Origin of the sequence: Gracilimonas sp., from assembly GCF_031581265.1 — a bacterium.
In the GTDB taxonomy this organism is placed as follows: domain Bacteria; phylum Bacteroidota; class Rhodothermia; order Balneolales; family Balneolaceae; genus Gracilimonas.
Map to the genome: position 1 here is coordinate 36,186 of NZ_JAVLBQ010000014.1, position 25,801 is coordinate 61,986.

General features: G+C 42.3%; 22 protein-coding genes and 1 pseudogene. 7 read left to right on the top strand and 16 right to left on the bottom strand.

Annotated features, from left to right (window positions below; genetic code table 11):
- Nucleotides 1–204: 204 nt before the first annotated feature.
- Complete coding sequence (locus RI561_RS06955; RefSeq protein WP_395079530.1) at nt 205–894, bottom strand: ABC transporter ATP-binding protein; 690 nt, start codon at nt 892–894, stop codon at nt 205–207.
- A gap of 145 nt (nt 895–1,039) precedes the next feature.
- Here RI561_RS06955 and RI561_RS06960 point away from each other — a divergent pair, with 145 nt between their 5' ends.
- Entirely contained in the window at nt 1,040–1,396 is a 357-nt protein-coding gene (locus RI561_RS06960; protein ID WP_395079509.1) for a four helix bundle protein, read from the top strand.
- A 73-nt stretch (nt 1,397–1,469) separates the two neighbouring features.
- Here RI561_RS06960 and RI561_RS06965 read toward each other — a convergent pair whose 3' ends face one another.
- Nucleotides 1,470–2,720 (bottom strand): efflux RND transporter periplasmic adaptor subunit, encoded by a 1,251-nt coding sequence (locus tag RI561_RS06965; protein WP_395079510.1) that lies wholly within the window; start codon nt 2,718–2,720, stop codon nt 1,470–1,472.
- A 365-nt stretch (nt 2,721–3,085) separates the two neighbouring features.
- Here RI561_RS06965 and RI561_RS06970 point away from each other — a divergent pair.
- Nucleotides 3,086–4,458 (top strand): annotated as a pseudogene (locus RI561_RS06970) (sigma-54-dependent transcriptional regulator).
- Nucleotides 4,459–4,703: 245 nt separating this feature from the next.
- Complete coding sequence (locus tag RI561_RS06975) at nt 4,704–6,074, top strand: sensor histidine kinase (RefSeq protein ID WP_395079511.1); 1,371 nt, start codon at nt 4,704–4,706, stop codon at nt 6,072–6,074.
- Nucleotides 6,075–6,773: 699 nt separating this feature from the next.
- Here the strand turns inward: RI561_RS06975 and RI561_RS06980 are convergent.
- On the bottom strand, nt 6,774–10,046 hold the full coding sequence (locus RI561_RS06980; protein WP_395079512.1) for an amidohydrolase family protein: 3,273 nt from the start codon (nt 10,044–10,046) through the stop codon (nt 6,774–6,776).
- 156 nt (nt 10,047–10,202) lie between these two features.
- Here RI561_RS06980 and RI561_RS06985 point away from each other — a divergent pair, with 156 nt between their 5' ends.
- Together RI561_RS06985 and RI561_RS06990 are read left to right on the top strand one after the other, a co-directional pair.
- Nucleotides 10,203–11,912, top strand: coding sequence for a two-component regulator propeller domain-containing protein (locus RI561_RS06985; protein ID WP_395079513.1), 1,710 nt, complete (start codon nt 10,203–10,205; stop codon nt 11,910–11,912).
- Nucleotides 11,860–13,200, top strand: a complete 1,341-nt coding sequence (locus tag RI561_RS06990; protein WP_395079514.1) for a histidine kinase dimerization/phosphoacceptor domain -containing protein — start codon at nt 11,860–11,862, stop codon at nt 13,198–13,200. Before RI561_RS06985 ends, RI561_RS06990 begins: the two co-directional genes overlap by 53 nt.
- On the opposite strand, the gene RI561_RS06995 is transcribed toward RI561_RS06990, so the two are convergent.
- From RI561_RS06995 to RI561_RS07025, 7 genes are all read right to left on the bottom strand, one after another.
- Nucleotides 13,193–13,957 carry an enoyl-CoA hydratase/isomerase family protein gene (locus RI561_RS06995; RefSeq protein WP_395079515.1) on the bottom strand — a complete coding sequence of 255 codons (765 nt, stop codon included), beginning with the start codon at nt 13,955–13,957 and terminating at the stop codon, nt 13,193–13,195. The two genes, RI561_RS06990 and RI561_RS06995, sit on opposite strands and share 8 nt — an antisense overlap.
- Nucleotides 13,958–14,009: 52 nt before the next feature.
- Nucleotides 14,010–14,375, bottom strand: a complete 366-nt coding sequence (locus tag RI561_RS07000) for a four helix bundle protein (protein ID WP_395079516.1) — start codon at nt 14,373–14,375, stop codon at nt 14,010–14,012.
- Nucleotides 14,376–14,465: 90 nt separating this feature from the next.
- The gene (paaZ, locus tag RI561_RS07005; protein ID WP_395079517.1) at nt 14,466–16,508 is read right to left on the bottom strand and encodes a phenylacetic acid degradation bifunctional protein PaaZ; all 2,043 of its coding nucleotides are present in this window, start codon (nt 16,506–16,508) and stop codon (nt 14,466–14,468) included.
- Nucleotides 16,509–16,567: 59 nt separating this feature from the next.
- Nucleotides 16,568–17,188, bottom strand: coding sequence for a transferase hexapeptide repeat family protein (locus tag RI561_RS07010; RefSeq protein WP_395079518.1), 621 nt, complete (start codon nt 17,186–17,188; stop codon nt 16,568–16,570).
- Between the two features lie 107 nt (nt 17,189–17,295).
- Complete coding sequence (pcaF, locus tag RI561_RS07015; protein ID WP_395079519.1) at nt 17,296–18,504, bottom strand: 3-oxoadipyl-CoA thiolase; 1,209 nt, start codon at nt 18,502–18,504, stop codon at nt 17,296–17,298.
- Between the two features lie 28 nt (nt 18,505–18,532).
- Nucleotides 18,533–18,955 (bottom strand): hydroxyphenylacetyl-CoA thioesterase PaaI, encoded by a 423-nt coding sequence (gene paaI / locus RI561_RS07020; RefSeq protein WP_395079520.1) that lies wholly within the window; start codon nt 18,953–18,955, stop codon nt 18,533–18,535.
- An 87-nt stretch (nt 18,956–19,042) separates the two neighbouring features.
- The gene (locus tag RI561_RS07025; RefSeq protein WP_395079521.1) at nt 19,043–20,218 is read right to left on the bottom strand and encodes a 3-hydroxyacyl-CoA dehydrogenase NAD-binding domain-containing protein; all 1,176 of its coding nucleotides are present in this window, start codon (nt 20,216–20,218) and stop codon (nt 19,043–19,045) included.
- Between the two features lie 149 nt (nt 20,219–20,367).
- Here RI561_RS07025 and RI561_RS07030 point away from each other — a divergent pair, with 149 nt between their 5' ends.
- Complete coding sequence (locus RI561_RS07030; RefSeq protein ID WP_395079522.1) at nt 20,368–20,604, top strand: hypothetical protein; 237 nt, start codon at nt 20,368–20,370, stop codon at nt 20,602–20,604.
- A complete protein-coding gene (locus RI561_RS07035) occupies nt 20,601–21,023 on the top strand; it encodes a type II toxin-antitoxin system VapC family toxin (RefSeq protein WP_395079523.1) in 423 nt (140 codons plus the stop codon). Before RI561_RS07030 ends, RI561_RS07035 begins: the two co-directional genes overlap by 4 nt.
- A gap of 19 nt (nt 21,024–21,042) precedes the next feature.
- Here RI561_RS07035 and RI561_RS07040 read toward each other — a convergent pair whose 3' ends face one another.
- The 6 genes from RI561_RS07040 to paaA all read right to left on the bottom strand — a co-directional run bounded on the left by RI561_RS07040 (nt 21,043) and on the right by paaA (nt 25,293).
- On the bottom strand, nt 21,043–21,420 hold the full coding sequence (locus RI561_RS07040) for a DUF4260 domain-containing protein (RefSeq protein WP_395079524.1): 378 nt from the start codon (nt 21,418–21,420) through the stop codon (nt 21,043–21,045).
- A 122-nt stretch (nt 21,421–21,542) separates the two neighbouring features.
- Nucleotides 21,543–22,322: an enoyl-CoA hydratase-related protein gene (locus tag RI561_RS07045; protein WP_395079525.1), complete on the bottom strand. Its 780-nt coding sequence runs from the start codon at nt 22,320–22,322 to the stop codon at nt 21,543–21,545.
- 153 nt (nt 22,323–22,475) lie between these two features.
- Complete coding sequence (gene paaD / locus RI561_RS07050) at nt 22,476–22,988, bottom strand: 1,2-phenylacetyl-CoA epoxidase subunit PaaD (protein WP_395079526.1); 513 nt, start codon at nt 22,986–22,988, stop codon at nt 22,476–22,478.
- Nucleotides 22,989–23,076: 88 nt separating this feature from the next.
- The gene (paaC, locus tag RI561_RS07055) at nt 23,077–23,862 is read right to left on the bottom strand and encodes a 1,2-phenylacetyl-CoA epoxidase subunit PaaC (protein ID WP_395079527.1); all 786 of its coding nucleotides are present in this window, start codon (nt 23,860–23,862) and stop codon (nt 23,077–23,079) included.
- Between the two features lie 86 nt (nt 23,863–23,948).
- Nucleotides 23,949–24,254, bottom strand: coding sequence for a 1,2-phenylacetyl-CoA epoxidase subunit PaaB (paaB, locus tag RI561_RS07060; RefSeq protein WP_395079528.1), 306 nt, complete (start codon nt 24,252–24,254; stop codon nt 23,949–23,951).
- Between the two features lie 94 nt (nt 24,255–24,348).
- Nucleotides 24,349–25,293, bottom strand: coding sequence for a 1,2-phenylacetyl-CoA epoxidase subunit PaaA (gene paaA, locus RI561_RS07065; RefSeq protein WP_395079529.1), 945 nt, complete (start codon nt 25,291–25,293; stop codon nt 24,349–24,351).
- Nucleotides 25,294–25,801: the final 508 nt, after the last annotated feature.

Consider the following 25,801-nt stretch of genomic DNA (forward strand, 5'->3'; position numbering starts at 1 on the left):
GAAACTGTATTCAACAAACGTGCCAAGAAATTAAGAAGCGCTTAAAACGGTATTGAAGGCAACCTGTATCCCCAAAAATGTTCGATTTGCTACACCCGGTGTTCGAATGTGAACAGTGTAAGCCATCAGCTCTCAGACTTCAGCTTTCAGTTTTTTATCAATAATGAAATAAACTGAAAGCTGATCGCTGACGGCTGAAAGCTACTAAACATGAAACCCTTCCTGCATATTCTCGGTCACTACATGGCCATCAAATAAGTGAATCACACGTCGGGCGTAGTCGGCATCATGGGGCGAGTGGGTTACCATCACGATGGTAGTTCCAGCTTCATTGAGCTCAGCGAGCAGCTTCATGACTTCGTCACCGCGGTCGGAATCGAGGTTACCGGTGGGCTCATCGGCGAGTATAAGTTTGGCGTCTGCAACGACGGCCCGGGCTATGGCAACACGCTGTTGCTGTCCACCGGAGAGCTGTTGCGGAAAGTGATTACGACGGTGCATCATACCCATACGCTCGAGGGCTGCTTCCACTTTTTTCTTACGTTCGTCAGCATCCACACCTAAATAAAGTAGTGGAAGTTCCACATTTTCAAAAACAGTTAGTTCATCGATCAGGTTAAAGCTTTGAAAGATGAATCCAATATTTCCTTTTCGTAGCTGAGCTCTTTCCCGTTCTGAATGATCGGAAATTTCATGGCCCAGAAAACTATAATCACCTTCGGTAGGATTGTCTAACAAGCCCATGATATTCAGCAGAGTTGATTTTCCACATCCTGAAGGGCCCATAATGGCAACAAATTCCCCTTCATTGATTTCGAGATTTACATTGCTCAAGGCTGTGGTTTCCACTTCCTCAGTCGTATAAACTTTCTTTAGATTTTTTGTTTGAATCATCATGTTTGGCTTTTATTGATTATTAGTCTTTTTAAAAATTTTGTAAGGAATTTAGTTTTCGATGCTCTAACTATAAAGCTTTCAGCTGTCAGACTTCAGCTATCAGCTATCAGCTATTTTTAATTCAAAATTTAATATCATTCATATGAGGAATTTTAAGAAACTTTCGGTTTGGCAAAAGAGCCATCAGTTAACATTGGCGATTTATAAATCCACCACTTTTTATCCAAAGGAAGAAATGTATGGGTTGACCAATCAGATGCGAAGGTCTGCCGCTTCGGTTCCTTCAAATATTGCTGAGGGATGCGGTAGAAATACGCAATCACAATTAGCTCATTTCTTAAATATTGGAATGGGATCAGCATCAGAATTAGAATATCAACTGATATTATCCAAAGATTTGGGATTTATAAATGACCAAATTTTCAAAGAACAGACTATGCAGGTGACGGAGGTAAAACGGATGTTAACCTCACTTCACCAAAAAGTCAGTAGTGATTGAGCTTTCAGCTATCAGACTTCAGCTTTCAGTGCTTTTCGATGTAAACTGAAAGCTGAGAGCTGACGGCTGACAGCTACTCTAAAACCAGCACTTCGTTGTCTCCAAAAGTATCATAACTCGATGTAATTACCTTTTCTCCCGGTTCGAGTCCAAATTGGACTTCAAAGTATTCCGGGTTTTGCCGGCCTAACTGTATGTCTCGCCGGTAGGCACGGCCTTCGTCTTCATCGACTACAAAAATCCAGTTTCCGCCGGTGGTTTGGTAAAATCCGCCACGGGGAATTTGAACCGCACTGGCCGATTCTCCCAATTCAAGACGAATTCTCACCGTTTGTCCACGGCGCAAATTATTCGGCGCATCGTTCACAAATTCCATATCAACTTCAAACTGACCATTGTTGATGACCGGATAAATTTTAGTGATCTCAAGCTCATGGGTTTGCCCGTCAAAGTTAAAAGAACCACGAAGTCCTTGCGTAATTCTTGAAAGGTGATACTCATCAATGGCAACACGCACCTTGTAGTTATCGAGGATATCAACCTGCCCGATACGCTCGCCCGAAGAAATAGACTGCCCTTGATTGAGTTCGATAGTACTTAATTGCCCTGCAATGGGAGCACGCACCGTGAGATTATCTAAAATTTGCTGAACGGCTTCCAGGTTCTCGTACATACGCTGCTCCGACTCATTCAACTGCTCCATCTGGCGAATGGTCTGAACCGAATCTTTTACATACGATTCATAGGTCAATTCATATCGCTGTTTCTGAAATTCATAATTTTCTTTGGTGGTCTGGAACTCTTCCTCTGAGATCATATCGCGATCCATTAATGTCTTTTGTCGCTCATATTGTCCCCTCAAGATCTCCATTTGAGAGCGCGCATTGGCCAATTGCTCTTGCAAACTGAGGGTATTTTGCTCCAGTGCCAACCGGGAATTTCGGGTATTATTGATCTGATCGTACAAGCCATTGGTTTGTTGCATCACCTGAAGTTGTAAGCCGGAATTAGTGAGCGTTAGTATCGTATCACCTTCCTCCACCATGGTTCCCGATTGAAGAAAAACTTCCTGAATAACGCCTCCTTCAATAGCATCCAAATAAATTGTTTGTATGGGTTGAACCGTCCCGGTAACCTGGATAAATTCCTGAAAGGTATCCTCCTGAACTTCAGAAACCGTGATTTTATCTCGTTCCACATTTAAAGTTGAGCGTACATCCATAAACCAGAACGCGTAGATACTCAGCCCAACAAAAGCCACGATCGCAGCAATGGTGAGGATGCGTTTTAAAGTCCATGTTTTCTTCTCAATTTTTTTATCCATTCCCATAAGGGTAAAGCCTTTACTTTTTAATATCCGTAATTATGATTTTGAGCTTGAAAAGCTACCATACATTAGCTTTCGCTGTTATGTTTATTTCAAGATGCGTGCCAAACTACATTAACCATCAATAAAAGTGAAATAAGGATGATTCTTTCCAAATTAATGTTCACATTCCAACACCTGCTGTTCGATATCGGACAGTTTGATTAACCAACGCTGATGATAAGAGTGATTTAGAAGTCTTTTGTTACAAGTGGTATGAAATTGGCTAATACAGTGTTAAGGTATTAAAGTGTTACGGTGTTCTACTGTCACGGAGAACTACGTAACACGTTAACACTTTCACACCGAAACACTATCATAGAATGAAAAAAACCGGACGAATTTTAGTAGTAGATGACGATACCGATGTGCTGAATGCGGCGCGTCTGTATCTCAAGCAACATGTTGAAAAAGTAGATGTAGAAACCAATCCCAAGCTGATTCCATCGCTGATGCAGGAATATGATTATGATACTATCCTACTGGATATGAACTTCACTGAAGATGTAAGCAGTGGAGAGGAAGGCTTTACCTGGCTGGAAAAAATTCTGGAAATAGACCCGGCAATGGCTGTGGTTCTGATTACCGCTTACGGCGATGTTGAAAAAGCCGTTCAAGCTGTAAAAATGGGGGCTTCTGATTTTGTACTCAAACCGTGGCAAAATGAAAAGTTGCTGACCACAGTGACTTCCGCCATGAATCTCAGCCAAAGCAAGCGAGATTCTCAGCGACTCAAAACCCAAAATGCAGCCCTAAAAGCCGATATGGAGCAGCCGTATCAAAATATTATTGGGCAGAGTCGGGCGATGGAGCAGGTGTTTCAAACCATCGAGAAAGTGGCAAAAACGGATGCGAATGTGCTCATTACCGGAGAGAATGGAACCGGGAAAGAATTGGTGGCGCGGGCGTTGCACCGTCGTTCAAACCGCAGTGAGAATGTATTTATTACGGTAGATATGGGAGCTCTGACAGAAAGTTTGTTTGAAAGCGAATTGTTCGGTCATGAAAAAGGCGCTTTTACCGATGCCAAAGAATCTCGGGCTGGGCGGTTTGAGATTGCGAATGGTGGGACATTGTTCCTGGATGAGATTGGAAATATTCCACTTCAACTTCAGCCCAAATTACTGTCGTCACTGCAAACGCATGAAATTCGAAGGATTGGTTCCAACAAAAAAAAAAAATTGATATCCGCTTGATTTGTGCTACGAATGAAAACTTAGATGCGATGGTGAAAAATCAGGATTTCCGTCAGGATTTACTGTACCGGATCAACACCATTGAAATAAAATTACCCCCACTTCGGGAACGTGTAGAGGATATCCCATTATTAGTGGAGCACTTTCTGAAAAAGTATCGAACAAAGTACAAAAAAGAGATTTTTGGAATCACTGAGCAAGCCTTGGAACATTTGAAAGAATATCACTGGCCGGGGAATATTCGTGAGCTGGAACATGCAGTGGAACGGGCAGTCATAATGACGGATGAAAATAAACTCCAAAAAGGTGACTTCTTACTAACAACCTCTTCAGAAGAAAACAGTAAAATCCCTGTTTCTGGCTTGAATTTAGAGGAAGTAGAAAAAACGGTTATAAGAAAAGCCATGAATAAACATGAAGGCAATATCTCGCACGCAGCGGAGGAGCTAGGACTGACGAGGGCTTCGCTATACAGAAGGCTGGAGAAGTATGGATTGTAGGGAAGCTCTCAGCGATCAGCTGTCAGTTTTCAGCATGGTTGGAGACAACCTCGCAGCGTCCGATAGGTCCTGCGAGCGTTGTGGGTAATAGCCTATTAAACCGAACGCTACGAGGATCTGTCGAACGCTCGTAGGTTCTTCATTTTAAATACATGAAAAATTGGATTGCTGTCTTTACGGGAATGACTTTAAATCTAAAAATAACCAGCTGAAGCCTGATAGCTGACTGCTGATAGCTCAAAAAAATGACCTTTTTTAAATCTTTTCGGTTTGGAATTATTATTCGCGTGCTGCTTCTGGCGGTATCGCTATTGGGATTGATGTATCTGGTACTTGAGACGAGTTATTATGTGAGTATGACTATTTTGGGAATAGTTATCATCGGACAGATTATTGCACTTATTAAATACCTGGAGCGGACAAATGAGCTGCTGACTCGCTTTTTAGAAGCCATTCGTTATTCTGATTTTACCGGTTCGTTTCGGAACCATGGCTTGGGTAGTAATTTTGATGAGCTCAATAAATCGTTTAATGAGGTAATTGAGCGATTCAAAGAAGAGCGCAGTGAAAAGGAAGAAAGTATTCGTTACCTGGAAACCGTGGTACAGCATATCGGAATTGGGCTGATGTGCGTGAACGGTAAAGGGGAGGTAGTTCTGCTAAATACAGCTGCCAAAAGATTGTTCAAAGTGGCAACATTGCGAACTATTGATTCTCTTAAATCGGTTTCCGAAAAGTTATATCAGTCGGTTAAGAAACAGAAGGGCGGAACCCGAAGTTTGATACGAATCACGGTTCAAAATGAAACGCTTCAACTGGCGATGTATGCCACGGATTTCAGGATGAGGGATGAGGCCTATAAACTTATTTCATTTCAGAATATTCATACTGAACTGGAAGAGAAGGAAATGGAGGCCTGGCAAAACCTGACCCAGGTTTTGGCTCACGAAATAATGAATTCTATTACCCCGATTTCATCTCTCTCTGGAACCGTGAAAATGTTGTTGGAAGAACACCTTGACCCTGAGAAAGAAGAGGTGAAGCTGAACACGGAAACCATCAAGGATGTAACGGATGCGCTGAATACCATCAGTAATAGAAGTGAAGGGCTCATGCGATTCGTGAATTCCTATCGTGATTTTACCCAAATACCAGAACCCAGTTTTGAGCAGTTTAGTGTAGGGGAGACTTTAAAGCGAACAGAAAGTTTAATGAGAACACAAGCAGAAGAAGTTAGCGCAAAAATAGAAGTGGATTGTGATCCCGAAAGCCTGGAACTTACAGCCGATCCCCATTTGGTGGAGCAGGTACTTATCAATCTCACCAAAAACGCTATAAGGGTATTGGAGGGGCAACAAGACGGACAAATTTTATTGAAGGGGGAAATTGATGAATCTGGACGGGCGGTTATTCACATTCAGGATAATGGACCGGGCGTAAAACAGGCGATGAAGGAAAAAATCTTCATTCCGTTTTACACGGTAGGTGGAAATGGAGAGAAAAAAGGTTCGGGTATTGGATTGAGCTTATCCCGACAAATTATGCGTCTGCATGGCGGAAGTTTGATCTTGAAATCTGAGAAGGGAGAGGGTTCTACGTTTACAATGCGGTTTTGAGGTGATTATAGAAAGGTAAAAGGAATACGTCACGATTAAGAAAAATGAACAGGAATAAATCTAAAGTCTTATGAAGTATTTACTAAAATATCAGACGCTTTATTACATTTTACAACCAATAGCAGTTATTGGTGTACTAATTCTTTTGCCAGATTCTACATTGAAAATAGTATTACTGATCTCATTAGCAGTTTTATTATTACCCATAAATATTTATTTGTTCAGCAAAAGAAATGAGGGTAAAAATAATGAACCAAGTACAATCAAAGTTCAGTTTTCTGCCTTGGCACTCTTTGTATTAATTACGGTTTACGGGCTCTTTTTTATGTGAAATATTGATAGGTTTTTCTATCCATTATTCTAGTTAATACTTTTGGATAATCTTTGATCATTTTTTCTTGATAAAAAACGAACCAAAAAAATCAAGGCTTACGAAAAAAGAGCTAAAGAGGCCTGCATTACGCTAAAATAAATCAATGCTCCTTCCCAAGCTGATATTGCATCAGGATTGGTCAGCGGAGTGATTTATTTTTTAACGCCTCATTCCGTCCTCTTCTTTACGCTCTTTTTTCTAAGGCCAAGCTCTAATGAACTCACTCACTACTTTCGGGGCGGATAGCCAGTATGAGCCATAAAAAACTGGTCCAAGTGGGACACTGGAACCTGTTTTGGTTTAATCAATAGAATTAAAGTGAAAACTTAATGCGTACCAAAACAAGTACACTGCAATCCGGCCGGAGAGAGTGTAATGGCATGCCAGTCGAATTCCTCATCATAGCCATCGCGCTCCCACCAGAATGGCAGTCGTTCGCGTTCTTGATTTCCAACTTCATTCATAGTGGCAGCATCGAATAAGCGACCGTTAACCATGGTGTGTGTTACCGAGTTGGTATTACGGATATTATCCAGCGGATTTTCATCCAACACCACTAAATCAGCTAATTTGCCAACCTCAAGAGATCCTATTTCATGACCCATTCCAAGATAATGGGCTCCATTTAGCGTTGCAGCTCTGAGGGCTTCCATGTTGGTCATGCCGCCTTGTTCAAACATCCAGAGTTCCCAGTGTGCTCCCAGTCCCTGAAGCTGTCCGTGAGCTCCGAGGTTTACCTTCACCCCGGCATCAGTGAGCATTTTTCCGGATTCAGCAGTGAGGATATGTCCGTTTTCGTATTCCTCATCAGGAATCATGGTTCGGTGTCGCGAACGAGGATCAATAACGCTTCTTGGGGTGAAGGTTAGCAGTCGTTCATTCTCCCAAACATTGGTTTTTTGGTACCAGTAATATTCACCGCTCATACTTGCATAATTAACCACGTGAGTTGGCGTATATCCTGTTTCACTGGCAGCCCAGAGTTCACGAACATCCTTGTAAAGTGGAACCACCGGTACGTTATGCTCAATTCCTGTATGGCCATCCAGGATCATACTCATATTGTGAGTATAGGTTGAGCCGCCCTCCGGCATTACCATCATTTCCAATTCCTTGGCCGCTTTCATAACCTGTTGCCGCTGATTTCTTCGGGGCTGATTATAGCTTTTCACCGAAAATGCGCCCCATGCCTTTGTTCTTTCTAAAGCAAAAAGGGCATCCTCATAACTGTTGATCTCTGTTTTGATGGATCCATCGGCACCATACAAAATCACTCCGGTTGAATATACGCGCGGTCCTACCATGTTTCCGGCTTTCACCGCTTCAGAGTGAGAAAAGATCATCTCAGAATTAGAGGATGGGTCGTGAATGGTTGTCACCCCATAAGCCAGATTTGCGAAATATTCCCATTGTTGCTGTGGACTGATCCCCAGCCTGAAATTGCCGGCATGTGCGTGTACGTCTATTAGTCCCGGAATAATGGTTTTCCCGGTAGCGTCAATTACTTTTGCATTCTCAGGAATTGAAACGTCAGTTCCTACTGCAGAAATTTTGTTGCCTTCTACAACAATGGTTCCGTTTTCAATCACTTCGTCTCCGTTCATTGTGATAATTCGGGCGTTGGTGAAGGCGATGGTTCCTTCAGGCACATAGGTGTCGAGCTCAAGACCAAGATTAGTACCTTCGGTTGGAGGTTCGGGGAGTTCTTCAGGAGCTCCATCCACAAACTCGAAAGTCTCTTGAAGATCTACAGTGAAATACTCTTCGCCAAGAGTCCAGTGTATCTTTTGACTGTCATTTGACCAATGCATATGATACCCGGCCTCCTCTGAGATTTGCTTCACCGGAATGGCCTTGGTGTTTGGATTCAGCTCGATGGTTTTGCCGGTTTTGGGGATAGGAGCGAGGTACACTTTATGCAAGTTCGAGAAAGCCATCCATTTTCCGTCGGGACTTGGAGCAAATTTATGTCCATAGCTGGAAGTGAAATGGGTGGTTTCATCATTTCCGGAAAGATCTACACTTTTATAAGATTTATTGATAGCTCCTAAAATATAACCGCCGGTTTGGTAGAAAATACGCTCGCCATCAGGGCTGAATTTTGGAAATGCTCCTTCATCGGTGATCATAGAGGCTTCGCCACCGGAGGCAGGAATGGTATAGATTCCGGGATTCAGTGTATGCACAAAACCTTGTTGCCCATTTCCACTTTCCTTTCTGAATACGATAGTATTTCCATCCGGTGAAAATGAAGGCTCACGATAAATACCTTTTCCGGTAGTTATTTTTTGGGGTGAGCCGGCATTGCCACTTCCGTTAAATTCGATCATGTTAATGGCGCCCATATCAACATCACTCCAGGTTACATAAGTTAATTTGCTTCCCTCCGGAGAAAAGGCGGGTTCAAATTCAAAATCGGATCCGTTCGTTAGTCGCTCAGGGGTTCCGTCGGGAAGTTCTTTGGTCCAGAGGTAGCCGGCTGCATTCCAGACTACTCTGTTTCCATCGGGGGATGTGGTCAGGTGACGAACCGCTTTTACCTTAAATTTATCCGGAGCTACATCCTGTTTGAATCGGGCAGCTTCAAATATTTTATGGGATGATTCCGCTTCAAATGGAATAATTTCGGACTCTCCGGTCTGCGTATCAATTCGGTTAATTTTACCATTTGCATAGGCAATGATATTTCGGTTGTCGGGCATCCAGTTAAAGTTCGGGTACACCCCAAAAATAGCCCATGCCTCTTGCTGGTCTTTGCTCATATTTTCATAAACAGGCCATTCACGACCGGTATCTAAATCCCGTAAAAACAAAACAGATTTAGTTCTCACTCTTCGAACAAAAGCCAGCGTTTCACCATCCGGTGAGATATGTGAACGAACAGCGCCGCCATTTCCACCGGTCACCGTCTCAATATCTCCCTCTTCCCGGTCGTAGCGTCGGATCACATAAATCTGGCTGTTGGGATCTTTGTTATACTGAAAAGCACCGCCGGGATACACATCCTGACTGTAATACACATACCGCCCGTCAGGTGAAACCCAAGGTTCCCCAATATCCTGCTGTTCGTTGGCTTTTTCCACCAACTGCACACCTGCACCACCTGATTTATGATACATCCAAATCTCTCCGGCCCCAAGTGAGCGTGTAGATGAAAAGTGTTTTTTGGCAATAATATATTCACCATCCGGCGTCCAAACCGCGTTATTCAATAATCTGAAACTTTCGTCGGTTACCTGCCTGGCATTGCCACCATCCACCTCCATGATCCAAATATTATCGCCTCCGCCTGCATCACTGGTAAAGGAAATTTGGGAACCATCGGGACTGAAACGAGGCTGTATCTCGTAAGCATGTCCCCCGCGCAGAAGTTCGGCTTCACCACCTTCAATAGGCATGATGTAGATATCCCCAAGCAAGTCAAACACAATGAGGTTGCCATCCGGGCTTACATCGAGATTCATCCATGTACCTTCATCGGTGGTGAAAGTGATGTCATTAGATTCTCCTAAATCCGGGTTACTGACATCCCATTCATCCTGAGCCATTGAAGTTGAAAAGAATAGCAGTGCAGTTACTATGGTTGATAAAATCTTCATAAAATTTTTGATTGATTAAACGATGCCAGATTATACCAAATGTTAAAGATAGTTGTGGTATATAGTGGGCGATGAATTATTGCGATATAAGGTTTTAAAAAGGAATAAATTTGTGCATATTTGGAGGAATTGTTTGGGTATTTAAAATGAATATTTGTGGGATTAAAAGGCAAGTACGTACGGGTATTACTGTTTCTTTGTTTTTTTACGTTTGAAGCAGCAGCTCAAGAATTTGATATAAAAAAGATTTCGACCAATGAAGGGTTGCCTTCGGGGCAAATTGGCTACGTTCAGCAAGATAGTATGGGAAATATGTGGCTGACCACCTATGATGGTTTAATCCGCTACAATGGGTTTGATTCAGAAGTATTTACGGTAGATGATGGCTTACGGAATAATATTATAAATGCCGTTTTTTATGATTCAAGAGATCGGCTTTGGTTTGCGGCAGAATCAAGTGGAGTAGGATACCTGCAATCCGATTCGGTACATTATAAAAGGGAATTAGCTGCTCTTGATTCCATGAATGCGATGTATATTACTGAAGATGAATCCGGTTCGTTTTACTTTTCAACTTATGGAGACGGACTTTTTATTTGGGACGGGCAATCATTAAATCAGATAACAACGGAGCAAGGGTTGCCCTCAAATTATGTATGGGAAATTCATCTCTCAAAAAGTGGAAAAACTTGGGTTGCCACACAAGAGGGAGTCGTAGTATTGCAGAATAATAAGGTGCAAGAGGTCTATAATCCCGAAAATGGGTTGAGTGGGTGGGCTGCATACTCTTTTGCAGAAGAAAAAGACGGAACATTATGGATTTCCACAAGTAATGGAGTTTCGAAATATGATGGTGAAAACTGGGAACAGATTACACAAATTAACGGCAAAGATTTGCTCTACGTATATGATGTTCATGTAGATAGTGAAGATATCTTGTGGATTGGCACCGAAAGTGATGGATTGTATTGGTACGAGGATTCTGGCTACACCCACATCAAAAAAGAAAATGGACTGAGCTCTAATTATATTTTTTCCTTTTACGAGGACAACTCAGGTCAGGTTTGGGTATCAACAGATGAAAATGGGGTAAATATATTTCGAAATCGGGATTTTGAATTGTATTCAGGTAGGCATTTAAGTGGGGAAGAATCTATTACTGTTATACATCAGCAAGGTGACATTATCTGGTTAGGTACGGATAGCGGTTTGTTGTCTTTTGATGGTAAAGAAGTACAAGAAAAATATTCTTTCCCTGATGAACTGGCGATTTATAAAGAAGTCTGGGATATCGAAGAATTGCCAAATGGAAACTTATTGATACTGAATAATTACAACAAGCTGCTGGAGTTTGACGGGCAGAATTTTAGCGATTATGGAAGTTCAATTTCACTCCCGTTCATGTTTATAAAAGACATTCATCTCAAAGATAATGCTTTATGGATGGCTACAGAATCTGGGGTAACCAAATATGACTATAGAAATGAAGACTATACCTATTTTTCTACCGAGGATGGCTTGAAAGACAATTTTGTGTGGTCGCTTTATGAAGATGATCAGGGTGATATGTGGGCCGCTACAGATAAAGGGATTTCTCGTTTTGATGGGGATTCTCTATTTACGGTAGGGTTGGGGTCGGGTATAAAGGGGACTTCCACAACCTTTATCACGCAATCCCCGAATGGAAAATATTATATAGGGACAAACGAGGGGTTTTCCCAGTTTCAGATAGAAGACGGCTCCCTGATAACAGCAATTAAGAATTTCACTCTTAGCCCGGAATATCTTCCTGAACCAATGTTTATGATGTTTGATGATCAGGGGCAGTTTATGGTACGGTACCAATGCAGGACTGCATTTCTTTGATGCAGAAACCTTAGAGGAGACTGAACCGGGAGTGATTGAAGGATTATTCTATCCACTGCAAGATTTTGGTGCAGGAATTGAATTCAATTTTCTTTCCACACTTAAAGAGGATGAAGAAACTCTGTGGTTTGGCTCTTATACTCATGGACTTATAGAATACAGCGGTACAAAACCGATGCCGAAAAAGCCTTCACAACCATTTTTGAGAGGACTTTTAGTCTATGGAGATAACGTTGAAAATCCAAATAAAGGCGAATTCAAATTTAGTCACGATCGTCACCACGTAATGCTGGAAATTGGGGCTTATAACTACGAAGATCCACAGAGAGTTTTTTATGAGTATAGGCTAAACGGTTCTCAAGAAGACTGGCGCAGGGTGTATAATAAAACAGAGATCAATTACACCCATCTGCCACCCGGTGATTATAGCTTTGAAGTAAGGACGAAAAGCATGCAATCTTTATGGGGTGATCCGGTTAGGTTGGCTTCTTTCACAATAGAAAAGCCCTATTGGAATACTGCGTGGTTTTATGGACTAATGCTATTCTTGGCAATTGGAATTCTTTTCACAGCGGTTAAAGTGTACCTGGTGTATTATGAAAAAAAGAAGTTAAACAGATTGGTAGAAGAAAGGACGAATGCATTAAAGCAGGCATTATCAGAGAAAGATATTTTGATTAAAGAGATACATCACCGTGTAAAAAATAATATGGCGGTAATCTCGGGACTTTTAGATCTTCAAGCCTGGAAAATGCCAGAGGGAGAAGCAAGGAATGCAATTGAGAATAGTAAGCTTCGTCTTCAAACAATGTCCTCAATTCATGAAAAGCTGTATCAGCATGATAATTTGACGGATATTGATTTTAAATCATTTACAGAGGATTTGGTACAAAAAGTATCTCAAACATTGAAAGGAAAAAATCAGGGAATTGAGGTTAACTTAGATATTGAGTCCGGCAAGCTGGATGTACATACAGCCATTCCCTGTGGGTTAATAGTAAATGAAGCACTATGTAATTGCTTTGAACATGCATTTACAGATAGAAAGGAGGGAAAGATTGATGTTGTATTTAAAAACGTGAAGTCAAATTATCATTTGAAGATAGCTGATAATGGTATTGGAATTCCAAAGGAACTGATGAACGGAAAAGCAGCCTCCCTGGGAATTACGCTGATGCGCTCTCTTGCCTCACAAATTAAAGCAGAAGTACATTTTGATAATGTAAACGGGACTACTCTTTCATTTGTAATTCCAAAAAAACCAGAAGGAATAAATAAACCTACTTAGCTTTAAACTTTTTGATGAAGTTTTTGGTGAAATCAGAAAGTACCAATCGGCCACTGATTTCAGCCCTTCGTTCCAAAAGCATATCCCAATCTTCCGTTCCCTTCCAAAGTACGGCTTTCAGGTTTTTCATAGCCTCGGGACTACTATTTGCTAATTCATTAGCCAAATCACGAACAGCCTGATCAAGGTCATAGGTTGAATTAAAGCTCTTATTGTATAGACCATTATTTAGGGCCCATTCTGCATCGTACCAATTGGTAGCATCAATAGACAGGGCCGAAAAGGCGCTTTTACTAACCTTCCGTTCTACGGCCGGACCTACCACAAAAGGCCCAATCCCCAGTGCTAATTCACTTAATTTGATATCTGCTTTCTCTTCAGCAAAGGTGTAATCACCGGCAGCAGCAATGCCAACTCCTCCGCCTACCGTTTTACCATGTACCCTAACGATGATCAACTTAGGGCAGGTTCGCATGGCATTCAGTACAAGCGCAAATCCCATGAAAAATTCTTTGCCCGAATCGTAATCATCAATGGCAATCAGTTCATCAAAAGAAGCTCCGGCACAAAAGGCTCCGTCACCCCGACTTTTGATTACTAAAACTCTGACCTCTTCATTCTCGCCGGCATCTGTAATGGTTTGTGCCAGCTTTCTGAGGATAGCTCCAGGCAGGGAGTTTCCTTTGGGGTGATAGAACTCAATAGTTCCAATGTTGTTTTCGATGGTTAAGTTAACAGATCCGTATTGTTCTGACATTTGACTTCGTATTGTAATTAATAATTTTGAATTTGATGTTAGAATTCAGAACTCAGGATTCTGAATTCAGTATGGCTTTGTAGTAGCCATCAAGGAGGCGACTGACTTCTTCCAATAAATTATTTAGGTGATCTGAATCTCCATATTTTAGATCTTTAGCAAGAATAATATAGTATCTGCACTCCTCCAAAGAACCGTGTGAAATATTTAAGAACCGCATAGTATCTTTGGATCCTCGCTTTTTAAATCCTTCTGCTATATTTGCTGGAATAGAAACTGCTGCTCTTCTGAATTGAGAACTTAATCCATAAAGTTCATGCTTTGGAAATTTTTTGGTGTACTTATAAGTTTTCAATACAAATTGATGAGCTTTTTGCCATACAATTAAATCTCGGAATGTCTTTGCTGGTTTTCTCATTGCTTTATCTGGTTAATTCTGAATTCTGACTCCTGAATTCTTTAACAGTAAGAGCGATGAGATTAGTAAACCTTACAAAAATTCCTATAACTACACTTCGTCTATGGGTAATTTGTTTTTCCTCTTCATAAGAGTCAAAATAGTGTATTCAGCAACTAAAACGTCTTCCTGATTAACCACTTCTACATCCCAGTACACTACACCAAAGGGGAATGGATCATCCTTTTTCTGCTGTCGGACGTTTTTCCGTTTTAATATAAGCTTAGCCTGAATAGTATCTCCGGGGGCAACAGGGGCTGTGAAACGTAGATTTTCTAATCCATAATTTAACATCACTGGACCTTCATCCGGATCAACAAATAAGCCGGCGGTGGCTGATAGCACGAAATAGCCATGAGCTACAATCTTGCCGAATAGAGAACGTGCAGCGGCTTCAGGGTCGGTGTGGGCATAGAAATGATCGCCGCTTAATTCCGCAAACTCCTCAACATCTTTTTCGGTAACGGTTCTTGTGTCTGTGGTAAATGCTTCACCAACTTCCAATTTCTCAAAATATTTTTGGAAGGGATGTTTCTCTGATTCCTGCGTTTCGGCTCCTTTTATGTGCTGTTTCACAATATTTCTTAGGGTAGTTGGAGAACCCTGTAAAGCAATTCGCTGCATGTTGTGGAGAACGGCGCGAGCTCCACCGAGTTCTTCCCCTCCACCGGCATGACCGGGGCCGCCATGCACCAGCGAAGCAATAGGAGATCCATGTCCGGTAGATTCTTCGGCAGAATTCCTGTTGATCACCATAAACCGTCCGTGGTAGGGCGCGCACCCCATGGTTACTTTATGAGCCAGTTCGTCATCTGCGGTAAATAGGGATCCTACTAAAGAACCATTTGCTTTATTCGCGATATCTATTGCTTCCTTAGTTGAGGTGTATGGCATGACGGTGGTCATAGGACCGAAAGCCTCCAATTTGTGAATTTCATCAACCTGCATCGGCTTATGGCAAACCAGTACCCGCGGATTGGTGAAAGCATTTTCCTGATCGCCGTTTGACATATAAACCGTTTCCGTGATTTCAGAAAGTTGCTGTAGTTGCTGTTCAAAACGCTCCGCTTGAAGGGAACTCGCCAAAGGCCCCATCCGAGTTTCTTTTTGGGCCGGATCGCCAATCGTTGTTTTCTCCAGCCGTTCCTTTAGGGCTTCAATAACTTCTTCTTCGAGATGTTGAGGAACGATGGTCCTGCGTATGGCCGTACACTTTTGTCCGGTTTTAACAGTCATTTCGCGAGCCACTTCTTTAATGAAAAGATCAAACTCTTCCATGTCGGGTGTTACATCATCTCCAAGAATAGAACAGTTCAGGGAATCGGCTTCCAGGTTAAACTGCACATTGTTAGCAATGATATTGGGATGAGCTTTTAGTTTTTGCCCGGTAAGGGCTGAGCCGGTGAAGGCTACAGAATCCTGGCTGGTAAGGTGGTCGAGAAGGTCACCGGGTTTATCAGCAGCAATAAATTGAACCGTTCCTTCAGGTAAAATTTCAGATTCAATGATATCCTTAAAAACTTCCCAGGCTAAATAAGAACCAACCGGCGAAGGCTTGACAATAACGGGCATTCCTGAAATGATAGCCGGTGCCAATTTCTCCAGCATTCCCCAAACCGGAAAGTTGAAAGCGTTAATATGAACCGCTACGCCATGTTTGGGAACACAAATATGCTGCCCCATGAAAGAGCCTTTCCTGGAAAGTCGTTCGGTATCGCCTTCCACATGCCAAGGCAGATCAGATAAATGTCGTCTTGATTTACTGGAAATTCCAAACGCCGTGATGATGCCCCCTTCAATATCGATCCAAGAGTCAGCTCGTGTAGCACCTGTATGGGTAGAGATTTCGTAATATTTCTCTTTCCGTTCCATTAGATACTGACCCAGAAACTTGATCTTGAACGCCCGCTCGTGGATAGACATTTCGCGAAGCTTAGGTCCGCCTACTTCTCTGGCATATTCCAACGCAGATTTGTAATCAATATCCGCTTCCACCATTTGGGCAACTGGTTCATTGGTAACTGCACTGATGAGGTCAGTTTCATTGCCCTCGGTTAACCACTTTCCTTTTATATAGCTTTGTACTTTAATCATTTGTATTTCATTTAAAATGAAGGAACTCAGGAGGCAGAATTCAGAACTAAGCGTTCATGCTATTCTGATTCCTGAGTTCTGAATTCCGATTTTTTCTTTCCCCAGGTCTCATAGCCCATAGTTTGATCTTCCCGGCCTTCAGGGACTTCCCGCAGTGGTTCACACTCCTTTAATGTCTCGTGCAATTCTTTTGGAAGTTGTTGGTAGAGTTTCGTGCCCTTGGTTTTCCATGCCGCCATTTCATCGGTCACATCTTTAACGATCTTTGCCGGATTCCCAACTACCACTTTCCGTTCAGGAATTTCCATTCCTTCCGGTACAAACGTCAAGGCTCCAATAATACATTCTTTCCCGACTTTCACATTGTCCATAACTACAGCATTCATTCCAATCAGGCAGTTTTTTCCAAGATGCGCTCCGTGAATAATAGCTCCGTGCCCAACATGAGCAGATTTCTCTAAAGTCACTGTCACTCCCGGAAACATATGAATCGTACAATTTTCCTGCACATTACATCCATCTTTGATCACGATCTTTCCCCAATCGCCACGAATGGCTGCTCCGGGACCGATATATACATTCTTCCCAATGATCACATTCCCAGTAACCGCCGCTTGGGGATGTACAAAAGCCGTTTCGTGTACTACGGGTTTGTATCCGTTAAACTCATATATTGCCATAATTGATTTTCTTTTAAACCGCAGAGGACGCTAAGGTTACGCAAAGTTTGCAGAGTAAATGCTCTTAGCGTACTCTGCGATTTCTCTGCGTCCTTTGCGGTTAATTACTAAGTTTTTTCGAGGATTACAGCCATTCCCTGGCCAACTCCCACACACAACATACACAAAGCATATTTGTGAGATTCTCTCTCGTGAAGCTCAACCGTGGCTGTCTGTAACAATCGCTGCCCTGTCATTCCAAGTGGATGTCCCAATGCAATAGCGCCACCATTTGGGTTGAGCCGGGGGTCGTCGTCTTGCATTTCCAACATGCGAGTTACACCAAGTGACTGTCCTGCAAAAGCCTCATTTAACTCAATGACATCCATATCATCCAATTTCATTTCAGCTCGTTTCAATACTTTTTGGGCCGCTTCAACAGGACCCAGTCCCATGATTCTCGGTTCAATTCCTGAAACAGCATGGGCTACAATTCGTGCCTTGGGTTTCAATCCAAAATCTTTGACCGCTTTGTCTGAAGCAACCAATAATGCTCCGGCGCCATCATTCAATCCCGAGGCATTTCCGGCGGTTACGGTTCCGTCTTTTTTGAAAGCCGGACGGAGTTTGGCAAGTACTTCAGCGGTGGTATCGGGACGCATAAATTCGTCGTGCTCGAATAATAATGGATCTTGTTTTCTTCGTGGAATTTCTACGGATACGATTTCCTTTGCCAGTCTTCCGGAATCTTTGGCTGCTCCGGCTTTTTGCTGACTCCACGCTGCAAATTTATCCTGATCTTCCCGGCTGATATTATGCATTTCAACGACATTCTCAGCGGTCATTCCCATGCCATCGGTGCCATACATTTCTTCCATTTTGGGATTGATGAATCGCCAGCCGAAAGTGGAGTCGTGCATTTCGGTAGTTCCTGAGTAAGGAGAAGATCCCTTTCCTAAAACGATGGGGCCGCGAGTCATGTGTTCCACTCCGCCAGTAATAAACAGATCGCCTTCCCCGGCTTTAATGGCGTGGTATGCCTTCACGGTTGCACTCATTCCAGAAGCACAAAGTCTGTTTACCGTTTCACCTGGAACGGAAGTGGGAATACCTGCAAGTAAAGAAGCCATTCGGGCAACATTTCGATTGTCTTCTCCGGCTTGGTTAGCGCATCCCAAGATCACATCCTCAATAGCTTCCAGATCAATTTCAGGATTGCGTTTAATGAGCTCTTTGATGGGAATTGCTGCCAAGTCATCAGCTCGAATTGGAGAAAGAGCTCCCTTAAATTTGCCAATTGGAGTTCTGATTCCGTCAATGATATATGCTTCGGACATATAATTCTAAATTTTGAATTTTAAATTTCTAATTATCCAAATCATGCTGTTTTCCAGTTCTATAAACCGTACCTCTAAACTCAGCTACCAATTCTTCATTTTGGTTTGAAATTCGGACTTTATAAACACCAATCGTGCGGCCATTTTGAAGTTCTTCGGTTTCAGCAATAAGTATATCCCCAACATTCACTTTCTTAGTAAAGTTTATGTTGTTTTCCAGTGCAAGTGAAATTGATCCCCGGGAATTGGAGGCAAAAGCAAGAGCGCTGTCAGCAAGGGAAAACGTAATTCCACCATGACAAACTCCAAACCCGTTAGTCATCTCCTCCTGCACCTTCATGGAAAGTTTGCAATAACCCGGATCTGATTCCAGAACCTCAATGCCCATCCATTGGGAGAAGACATCTTGTTGGAGCATTTGGTTGATTATGTTTGTTGGTTTCTTACTCATAGTCGATGGTTATTAAAGCTTTCAGCCGTCAGCTCTCAGCTTCCAGTAATTAAGAAAAACTGAAAGCTGAAGCCTGATAGCTGATAGCTATTCCTCATAAAAATTCTTTCCCTGAGCCACCATCTTCTTTAACAGTGGATTGGGTCGATATCGGTCTTCCCGGTATTCAACCTGAAGGGCGGTCATTCTGTCGAGTACATTTTTGAGTCCAATTTCGTCGGCCCATTTTAGTAAGCCTTTGGGATAATTCACTCCGTTTTGCATAGCTAAATCCACATCTTCAACGGAGGCAATATTCATGAAAACGGCATCGCAGGCCTCGTTGATTAACATGGTCAGAATTCGATTAAAAATCTTTTCACCTAACTCTTCATCTTTTGTAGGAAGTGGATTGTCAGCTCCTTCCCGATAATCATAAAATCCACGCCCTGATTTTCTTCCCAGCCAACCGGCTTCAACCATTCTCTTTTGTGCGAATGATGGTTTGAATCGGGGATCGTAGTAAAATGCTTCAAATACCGTACTGGTGACTTCATAATTGACATCGTGTCCAATTAAGTCCATCAACTCAAACGGCCCCATCCTAAATCCACCGATTTCTTTCATTGCCCAATCGATGGTTGCAGCATCAGCAATTCCCTCTTCAAAAATTCTGAGTGCTTCTCCATAAAAAGGCCGGGCAACACGATTCACAACAAAGCCCGGAGTATCCTTTCCGGAAACGGTAATTTTGTCCCAACTTCTGATAAATGCTTTAGTAGCATCGAAAACTTCCTCATCTGTTGCAATACCCGGTATAAACTCAACCAATTTCATAAGCGGAGCGGGATTAAAGAAATGTACACCTAAAAATCGCTCTGGTTTTTTGAGGGCTGATGAAATCGCAGCAATGGAAAGTGAAGAGGTATTTGATGCGAGAACACAATCTTTGGAAACTATGCCTTCCAGCCGGGCAAAAGTGTCTTTTTTGACATCCAGGTCTTCAACAATAGCTTCAATCACAAATCCACATTCTCCAAAGTTAGTGATGTTATCGACGAATTCAATCCTGCCCAAAATTCCATCCACTTCCTTTTGGGTCATTCGTTCTTTTTCAACCTGCCGGGCAAGGATGCTTTCCAGTCCCGCTTTAGATTTTTCGAGTTGTTGGGGATAGGCATCATATAAATAAACTTGGTGACCTTGAGTTGCAGCAACTTGTGCAATTCCTGTTCCCATCGTTCCGGCGCCGACCACGCCAATCTTAGCATTGTTTGATATCATAGAATTTGTTTGTTTATCGTCTGAAAAATCGCTTCCAAGATAAGGAATCTGAGGCGGAATACGTTGTAAATTGAGCTAATTTTTTAAACTTGAAAGTAATTGCAAAAAAAGATATCATAATGATATCAAATAACCAATCAGGAGGGAATATGCCTGACGTTTTAGTACGAAATATCGATGAGGAAACACTGAGCAATCTCAAAAAAAAAGCAGAGCGAAATAACCGTTCACTTAATGCTGAACTGAAATCCATTTTAGAAACCTATGGGAAAGTGGATATCGAAGAAACCCGCAATATGGTTCGTGAAGAACTAACCAAATATAGAGCCGAGGGGCGTATGTTCTCTGATAGCGTAGACGATATTCGAGAAATCCGAAATCGATGAGTAATTTTGTATTGGATGCTTCCATTGCTGCAAAATGGATTTTTTTAGAAGAGGATTCAGATAAGGCAGAAGAGCTTTTAGAAAACAATTATGGGTTTATTGTACCAGATCTGTTCTATATTGAAATGGACTCCATTATTGGGAAGAAAGTGAGACGGAGAGAACTGGAGGTAACAGATGCGCCCCGAAAAAGAGATCAAATTCAAAAGATTGCAACGGACGTTGTTTATCATCAAACGGTGGCGAAGCTGGCTTTTGATATTTCCATTTCTTTGCCGGTCACAATGTATGATGCATTATACCTCGCATTAGCTGTTGAAAAGCAAGCCGTAATGTGGACGGCAGATGAACGATTGGTACGCGGACTTTCGAATACTATATTTTCTGAATACATAAAAAATCCACTGTATGCAGATTGATCTTTAAAATGAATAGCAGTTAATTTCCAATCTTTCCCAAATGTGTACGCTTGAATTCATCGGGGAATTTGAGTCCATAGCCGAACACCCGGTCGAAAGCTGCATGCCCCAGAAATACAATTCCAACTGCTAATATCCATTCCATTTCTGCAAAATAGCCGGTTAAGATCAGCACTATCATAATTCCTTTGTGATGACAAATATTATAGATCCAAGAGCCGACCTTTGTGTTTATGAGGTAAGCTGCAAAGGAGATATCCGGGAGAAAAAAAAGAAGGGCAAATATCCACCAGCTAAAATCTGTAGCCAACCCAAATAGAAGGAATGAGCCAATGAAAAGGACAATTTCTTCGAGGATCAGTTGGATTTTTAAAGAGGAGTTGAGTTCGATATTCATAACGAAGTGAGTTATTGTTAGCAAAAAAAGTTGATCACAGATTACGCAGATTTCTTTGATCGGTTGAGGGAAATTGTGCAGAGAAAACCTGTGTAATCCTTAAATCAATGCAATCTGTGATCCTACTTGCCTTTAAACTCCGGCTTTCGCTTTTCCAGGAATGCCTGAACACCTTCATTATAATCATGCGTTTCCCCTGCCTCAGCCTGGAGTTTTGCTTCCAGTTGCATCTGCTCTTCCAGGTTATTGGAAAACCCGGCATTAAATCCGCGCTTGGTAAGCCCAAATCCACGAGTGGGCATTTGGGCTAATTTTTGAGCGATAGCTTGAGCTTCATTCATAAATTCATCCGCGGGATAGAATTTCCAAATCATTCCCATTTCTACGGCTTCTTTGGCTGATACTTTTTCACCAAGAAAAGTGAGAGCAGTTGCTCGGGACAATCCGACCAACCTTGGCAAAATGTATGTTCCGCCACTGTCAGGTATCAACCCTATTTGAGAGAAGGATTGGATGAATTTGGCTTCTTCATTGGCAACTACAATATCACAGGCTAAAGCAATATTCGCTCCAGCTCCGGCTGCAGTTCCGTTCACCGCACAAACCACAGGCTTTTCCAATTGCCGGATGCCTTTTATGATAGGAATATAGGTATGATGTACTATTTCACTGAGATCTCGATCAGGATCTTTAGAAACTTCAGTAGCTTCAGCAAGATCTTGTCCGGCACAGAAAGCACGTCCGGAACCGGTGAGTAGCACGCAACGAACCTGATCATTTGATTCCGCTTCCATCAACGCTTCTTTCATTTGATCGGCCATCTCAAAGTTGAAGCTGTTGAGTTTATCGGGACGATTTAGGGTGATGGTGAAGGTGCCGTTGTCTAAAGTTGTCTGAATCACAGATTATGCGGATTTAAGGATTACACGGATTTGATATAGGGTGAATTTAGAGAATGAAAGCCTTTTCACAAAAAATGGTTAACTAAATTTACTGAGTTGATTTTGAACAAGTATAAATCTGTGTAATCAGCGTAGTCAAAATAATCTGTGATCCTATATACACTTAAAATGCTCGAAAGGCTGATCACAGTTATTACAGAAATACTGGGATTTACAGGCCGTAGATCCAAATTGACTTACTAATTCCGTTTCAAAAGAATCGCAAAAAGGGCAGGGGACTATTTTGGTACTTGAGAGGCTTTTTAGAAAATTAGCCTCTTCTTCGGTTTTTTCGGGAGGGGCGATTCCGTAGTCTTTGAGCTTCACTTTTGCTTCTTCTGTCATCCAGTCGGTGGTCCAGGTTTCAGCAAAATCGAGTTTTACGTTGAACTCCTGAACTCCTCTTTCCTCAAGCTTTTCATTGACCAGCTTCTCGATCGCATTCATAGCCGGGCAGCCGGAATAGGTAGGCGTGATCTTCACTAACACTTTGCCATCCTTATCTACTTCTACCTTTCGTGCAATCCCCATTTCCACAATGTTTAGCACCGGGATCTCGGGATCGGTCACTTCTCTTAAGAAGTCCCAAATCTGCTCTTCGGTATGTAGTGTTTTAGATAGTGGCATAATTTGGCATCAATAAATAAATGGTCAGGAACAATGCTCAAGGTACAAGTTTTCTTGTGCCTTGTGACTAACAACTTGCACCTATTTTCTACTTCCACTCCGCATCAGGGTATGATCTTCTCAAAAACTGCATCTGTGCCAACATATGTCCCAAATGCTCAGTATGAATTCCTTTTCGACTCCCGCTCATCATAAATTGATCCCAATCGGGAACAGTAAGAGTCGCTTCTGTTAACGTATCTTCCACCAATTTCTTCCATTCCTTTTTGAATTCAGAGAAATCAACCCCCAAGCCTTCTTTCATCATCAGTTCATCCACTTCATCCATGTAGAAAAGCTCGTCGGTGTACATCCACAATTCATTGAAGGATTCTTGAATACGCTCGTGACTTTCCTCAGTTCCATCGCCCAAACGCAGCACCCATTCGCGGGAATGACGGAGGTGGTATTTAATCTCTTTCAGGTGCTTGTTAACCATGCCTGCAAACTGTTCGTCTTCAGCTTCTTTGAGTCGCTCATATTGAAAATAACTGAAGGCACTGAATAAAAATTGTCGGGCTATGGTAAATCCGAAATCTCCTTTGGGAAGTTCACATAGTTGGAGATTGGTGAATTCGCGATCATCGCGGAAGTAAGCGAAATAATCTTCATCATGACCCTCACCTTCAATTTCAGCCGCATATTCGTATAGTGCTGTTGCATGACCGATAAGATCCAGGGCCATATTCGCCATGGCCAGATCTTCTTCAAGTTGAGGTCCATGCCCACACCATTCGCTCATTCGTTGACCGAGTATCAGGCGGTCGTCAGCTAACCTGAGCAGATAGCTAAGGAATGCTTCTTGTTTAGTAAGTTCTTTAGTTTCAGTAGTCATTCTTGCAATCAATTACTTTTAGTTAATCGTTATTAGTGTAATGGTTATTTGGGTTGACCCAATCACGAATAACCATCAACCAATAACTAAGACCTCTTCTTAACAGCTCTTGGTACACTGTAAAACTGTGGGTGCCGATACGGCTTGTCATTTGCAGGATCAAAAAACGGTCCCGTATCATCAGGTGTAGACGCAGTAATATGCTTCGATTCTACCACCCAGATACTCACTCCTTCATTTCTGCGAGCATAAGTATCTCGTGCATTTTGTAGAGCCATTTCTTCATCCGCAGCATGTAAACTACCGGCATGTTCATGGGGTTTTCCTGATTTTGGTTGAGTAAAAACCTCCCAAAGAGGCCAGTTGTCTTTGTTGGTATTATTGTCTGACATTAAAATTCTTGGTTTCAGATTATTGAGAAGTCTGAACTCAGAATTCAGGGGTCAGAAAATTCTGTATTCTGACTCCTGTGTCCTGAATTCTCTTTTACGATGCTTTTTCTTGCTGTAATTTCTTCTTCCGGGCATAGGCGTTGGCTGCTTCACGAACCCACTCACCATCTTCATGAGCTTTCCGGCGGGCTTTCATTCGTTCCCGATTCATGATGCCGTTGCCTTTGACCACGTTCCAGAATTCATCCCAGGGAATTTCACCGAAATTCCAGTGACCGGTTTCCTCATTGTATTCCAGGTCGGGATCGGGCAGTTCAAGTCCTATGGCTTCGGCTTCCATGACCATGCGGTCTACATAATGCTGACGGAGTTCATCATTGGTTTTTAATTTCACTTGCCATTTGATGAGCTCGGCGCTGTTTGGAGAATCAGAATCGTGTGGGCCGAACATCATCAGGCTTGGCCACCACCAGCGATTTACGGCATCCTGAGCCATTTTCTGCTGTTCGGGGGTGCCGTCCGCCATTTTGGCGATCATTTCGTAGCCTTGCTTCTTGTGAAAACTTTCTTCTTTGCAGATACGAATATTGGCACGAGAATAAGGACCATAAGAGGAGCGCGCCAGCATGGTTTGATTTACAATAGCCGCACCATCCACTAGCCAGCCGATTGCGCAAATGTCGGCATAAGTCATGGTAGGATAATTGAAAATACTGGAATATTTGGCACTTCCGTAAAGATATTGGTCTACAAGTTCATCTCGGCTCACCCCAAGTGTTTCGGTAGCGCTGTAGAGATAGAGTCCGTGACCGGCTTCATCTTGAACTTTGGCCAAGAGTACCAATTTTCTTTTTAGGGATGGAGCCCGCTCAATCCAATTACCTTCAGGCAACATCCCCACAATTTCAGAGTGGGCGTGCTGACTCATCATCCTAACGAGCTGTTGCCGATACCGTTCCGGCATCCAGTCTTTGGGTTCAATTTTTTCCCCCGCATCAATGCGAGCTTGAAATTCGTCTAACTTTTCTTGGTTTTCCATAATGGTTGAATATACAGTTTTTTTGGAAGCGCTTTTCAGTCTCTTTAACAGGAATTTAAAAAGAGTAGTTCGGGAAGTGAAATTCAAATTTCTTACGCAATATCATGCATTTGGTAACTATGCCGTGGCTTGTATCAAGCTATTTCCCATAATCATCTTCTTTGTTCTTTTGTGCCGACAAAAGAACCAAAAACTCCCGGCTGCGAAAAAAGCTAAAGCTGACTCCATTCCGCTAAAATAAATCAATGCTCCATTGCGGGGCTTGCTTGAAATTCAAGTGCCATGCGGTATGATTTATTTCTTAACGCTTCATTCCGTCATCTTCTTAACGCTCTTTTTTCTAAGGCCGATGGGTGAAAATCTCACCCTCGTTGCGAAGGTCTATCTTCGCAACGCAGTCGGGGAAGCTACGTTAACCTCGTTACCAACGCCCCCAGCCTGTGTGAAAAGTCGAAAAAAAATGTAATGCTATTGCTATATATAGCATTAATAATTATTGTTATGTGTG

What these genes read in the sequence shown, in the direction of transcription:
- RI561_RS06955 (WP_395079530.1), bottom strand. Translation starts at nt 894, where the DNA reads ATGATTCAAACAAAAAATCTAAAGAAAGTTTATACGACTGAGGAAGTG.
- RI561_RS06960 (WP_395079509.1), top strand. Translation starts at nt 1,040, where the DNA reads ATGAGGAATTTTAAGAAACTTTCGGTTTGGCAAAAGAGCCATCAGTTA.
- RI561_RS06965 (WP_395079510.1), bottom strand. Translation starts at nt 2,720, where the DNA reads ATGGATAAAAAAATTGAGAAGAAAACATGGACTTTAAAACGCATCCTC.
- RI561_RS06975 (WP_395079511.1), top strand. Translation starts at nt 4,704, where the DNA reads ATGACCTTTTTTAAATCTTTTCGGTTTGGAATTATTATTCGCGTGCTG.
- RI561_RS06980 (WP_395079512.1), bottom strand. Translation starts at nt 10,046, where the DNA reads ATGAAGATTTTATCAACCATAGTAACTGCACTGCTATTCTTTTCAACT.
- RI561_RS06990 (WP_395079514.1), top strand. Translation starts at nt 11,860, where the DNA reads ATGATCAGGGGCAGTTTATGGTACGGTACCAATGCAGGACTGCATTTC.
- RI561_RS06995 (WP_395079515.1), bottom strand. Translation starts at nt 13,957, where the DNA reads ATGTCAGAACAATACGGATCTGTTAACTTAACCATCGAAAACAACATT.
- RI561_RS07000 (WP_395079516.1), bottom strand. Translation starts at nt 14,375, where the DNA reads ATGAGAAAACCAGCAAAGACATTCCGAGATTTAATTGTATGGCAAAAA.
- paaZ (WP_395079517.1), bottom strand. Translation starts at nt 16,508, where the DNA reads ATGATTAAAGTACAAAGCTATATAAAAGGAAAGTGGTTAACCGAGGGC.
- RI561_RS07010 (WP_395079518.1), bottom strand. Translation starts at nt 17,188, where the DNA reads ATGGCAATATATGAGTTTAACGGATACAAACCCGTAGTACACGAAACG.
- pcaF (WP_395079519.1), bottom strand. Translation starts at nt 18,504, where the DNA reads ATGTCCGAAGCATATATCATTGACGGAATCAGAACTCCAATTGGCAAA.
- paaI (WP_395079520.1), bottom strand. Translation starts at nt 18,955, where the DNA reads ATGAGTAAGAAACCAACAAACATAATCAACCAAATGCTCCAACAAGAT.
- RI561_RS07025 (WP_395079521.1), bottom strand. Translation starts at nt 20,218, where the DNA reads ATGATATCAAACAATGCTAAGATTGGCGTGGTCGGCGCCGGAACGATG.
- RI561_RS07030 (WP_395079522.1), top strand. Translation starts at nt 20,368, where the DNA reads ATGCCTGACGTTTTAGTACGAAATATCGATGAGGAAACACTGAGCAAT.
- RI561_RS07035 (WP_395079523.1), top strand. Translation starts at nt 20,601, where the DNA reads ATGAGTAATTTTGTATTGGATGCTTCCATTGCTGCAAAATGGATTTTT.
- RI561_RS07040 (WP_395079524.1), bottom strand. Translation starts at nt 21,420, where the DNA reads ATGAATATCGAACTCAACTCCTCTTTAAAAATCCAACTGATCCTCGAA.
- paaD (WP_395079526.1), bottom strand. Translation starts at nt 22,988, where the DNA reads ATGCCACTATCTAAAACACTACATACCGAAGAGCAGATTTGGGACTTC.
- paaC (WP_395079527.1), bottom strand. Translation starts at nt 23,862, where the DNA reads ATGACTACTGAAACTAAAGAACTTACTAAACAAGAAGCATTCCTTAGC.
- paaB (WP_395079528.1), bottom strand. Translation starts at nt 24,254, where the DNA reads ATGTCAGACAATAATACCAACAAAGACAACTGGCCTCTTTGGGAGGTT.
- paaA (WP_395079529.1), bottom strand. Translation starts at nt 25,293, where the DNA reads ATGGAAAACCAAGAAAAGTTAGACGAATTTCAAGCTCGCATTGATGCG.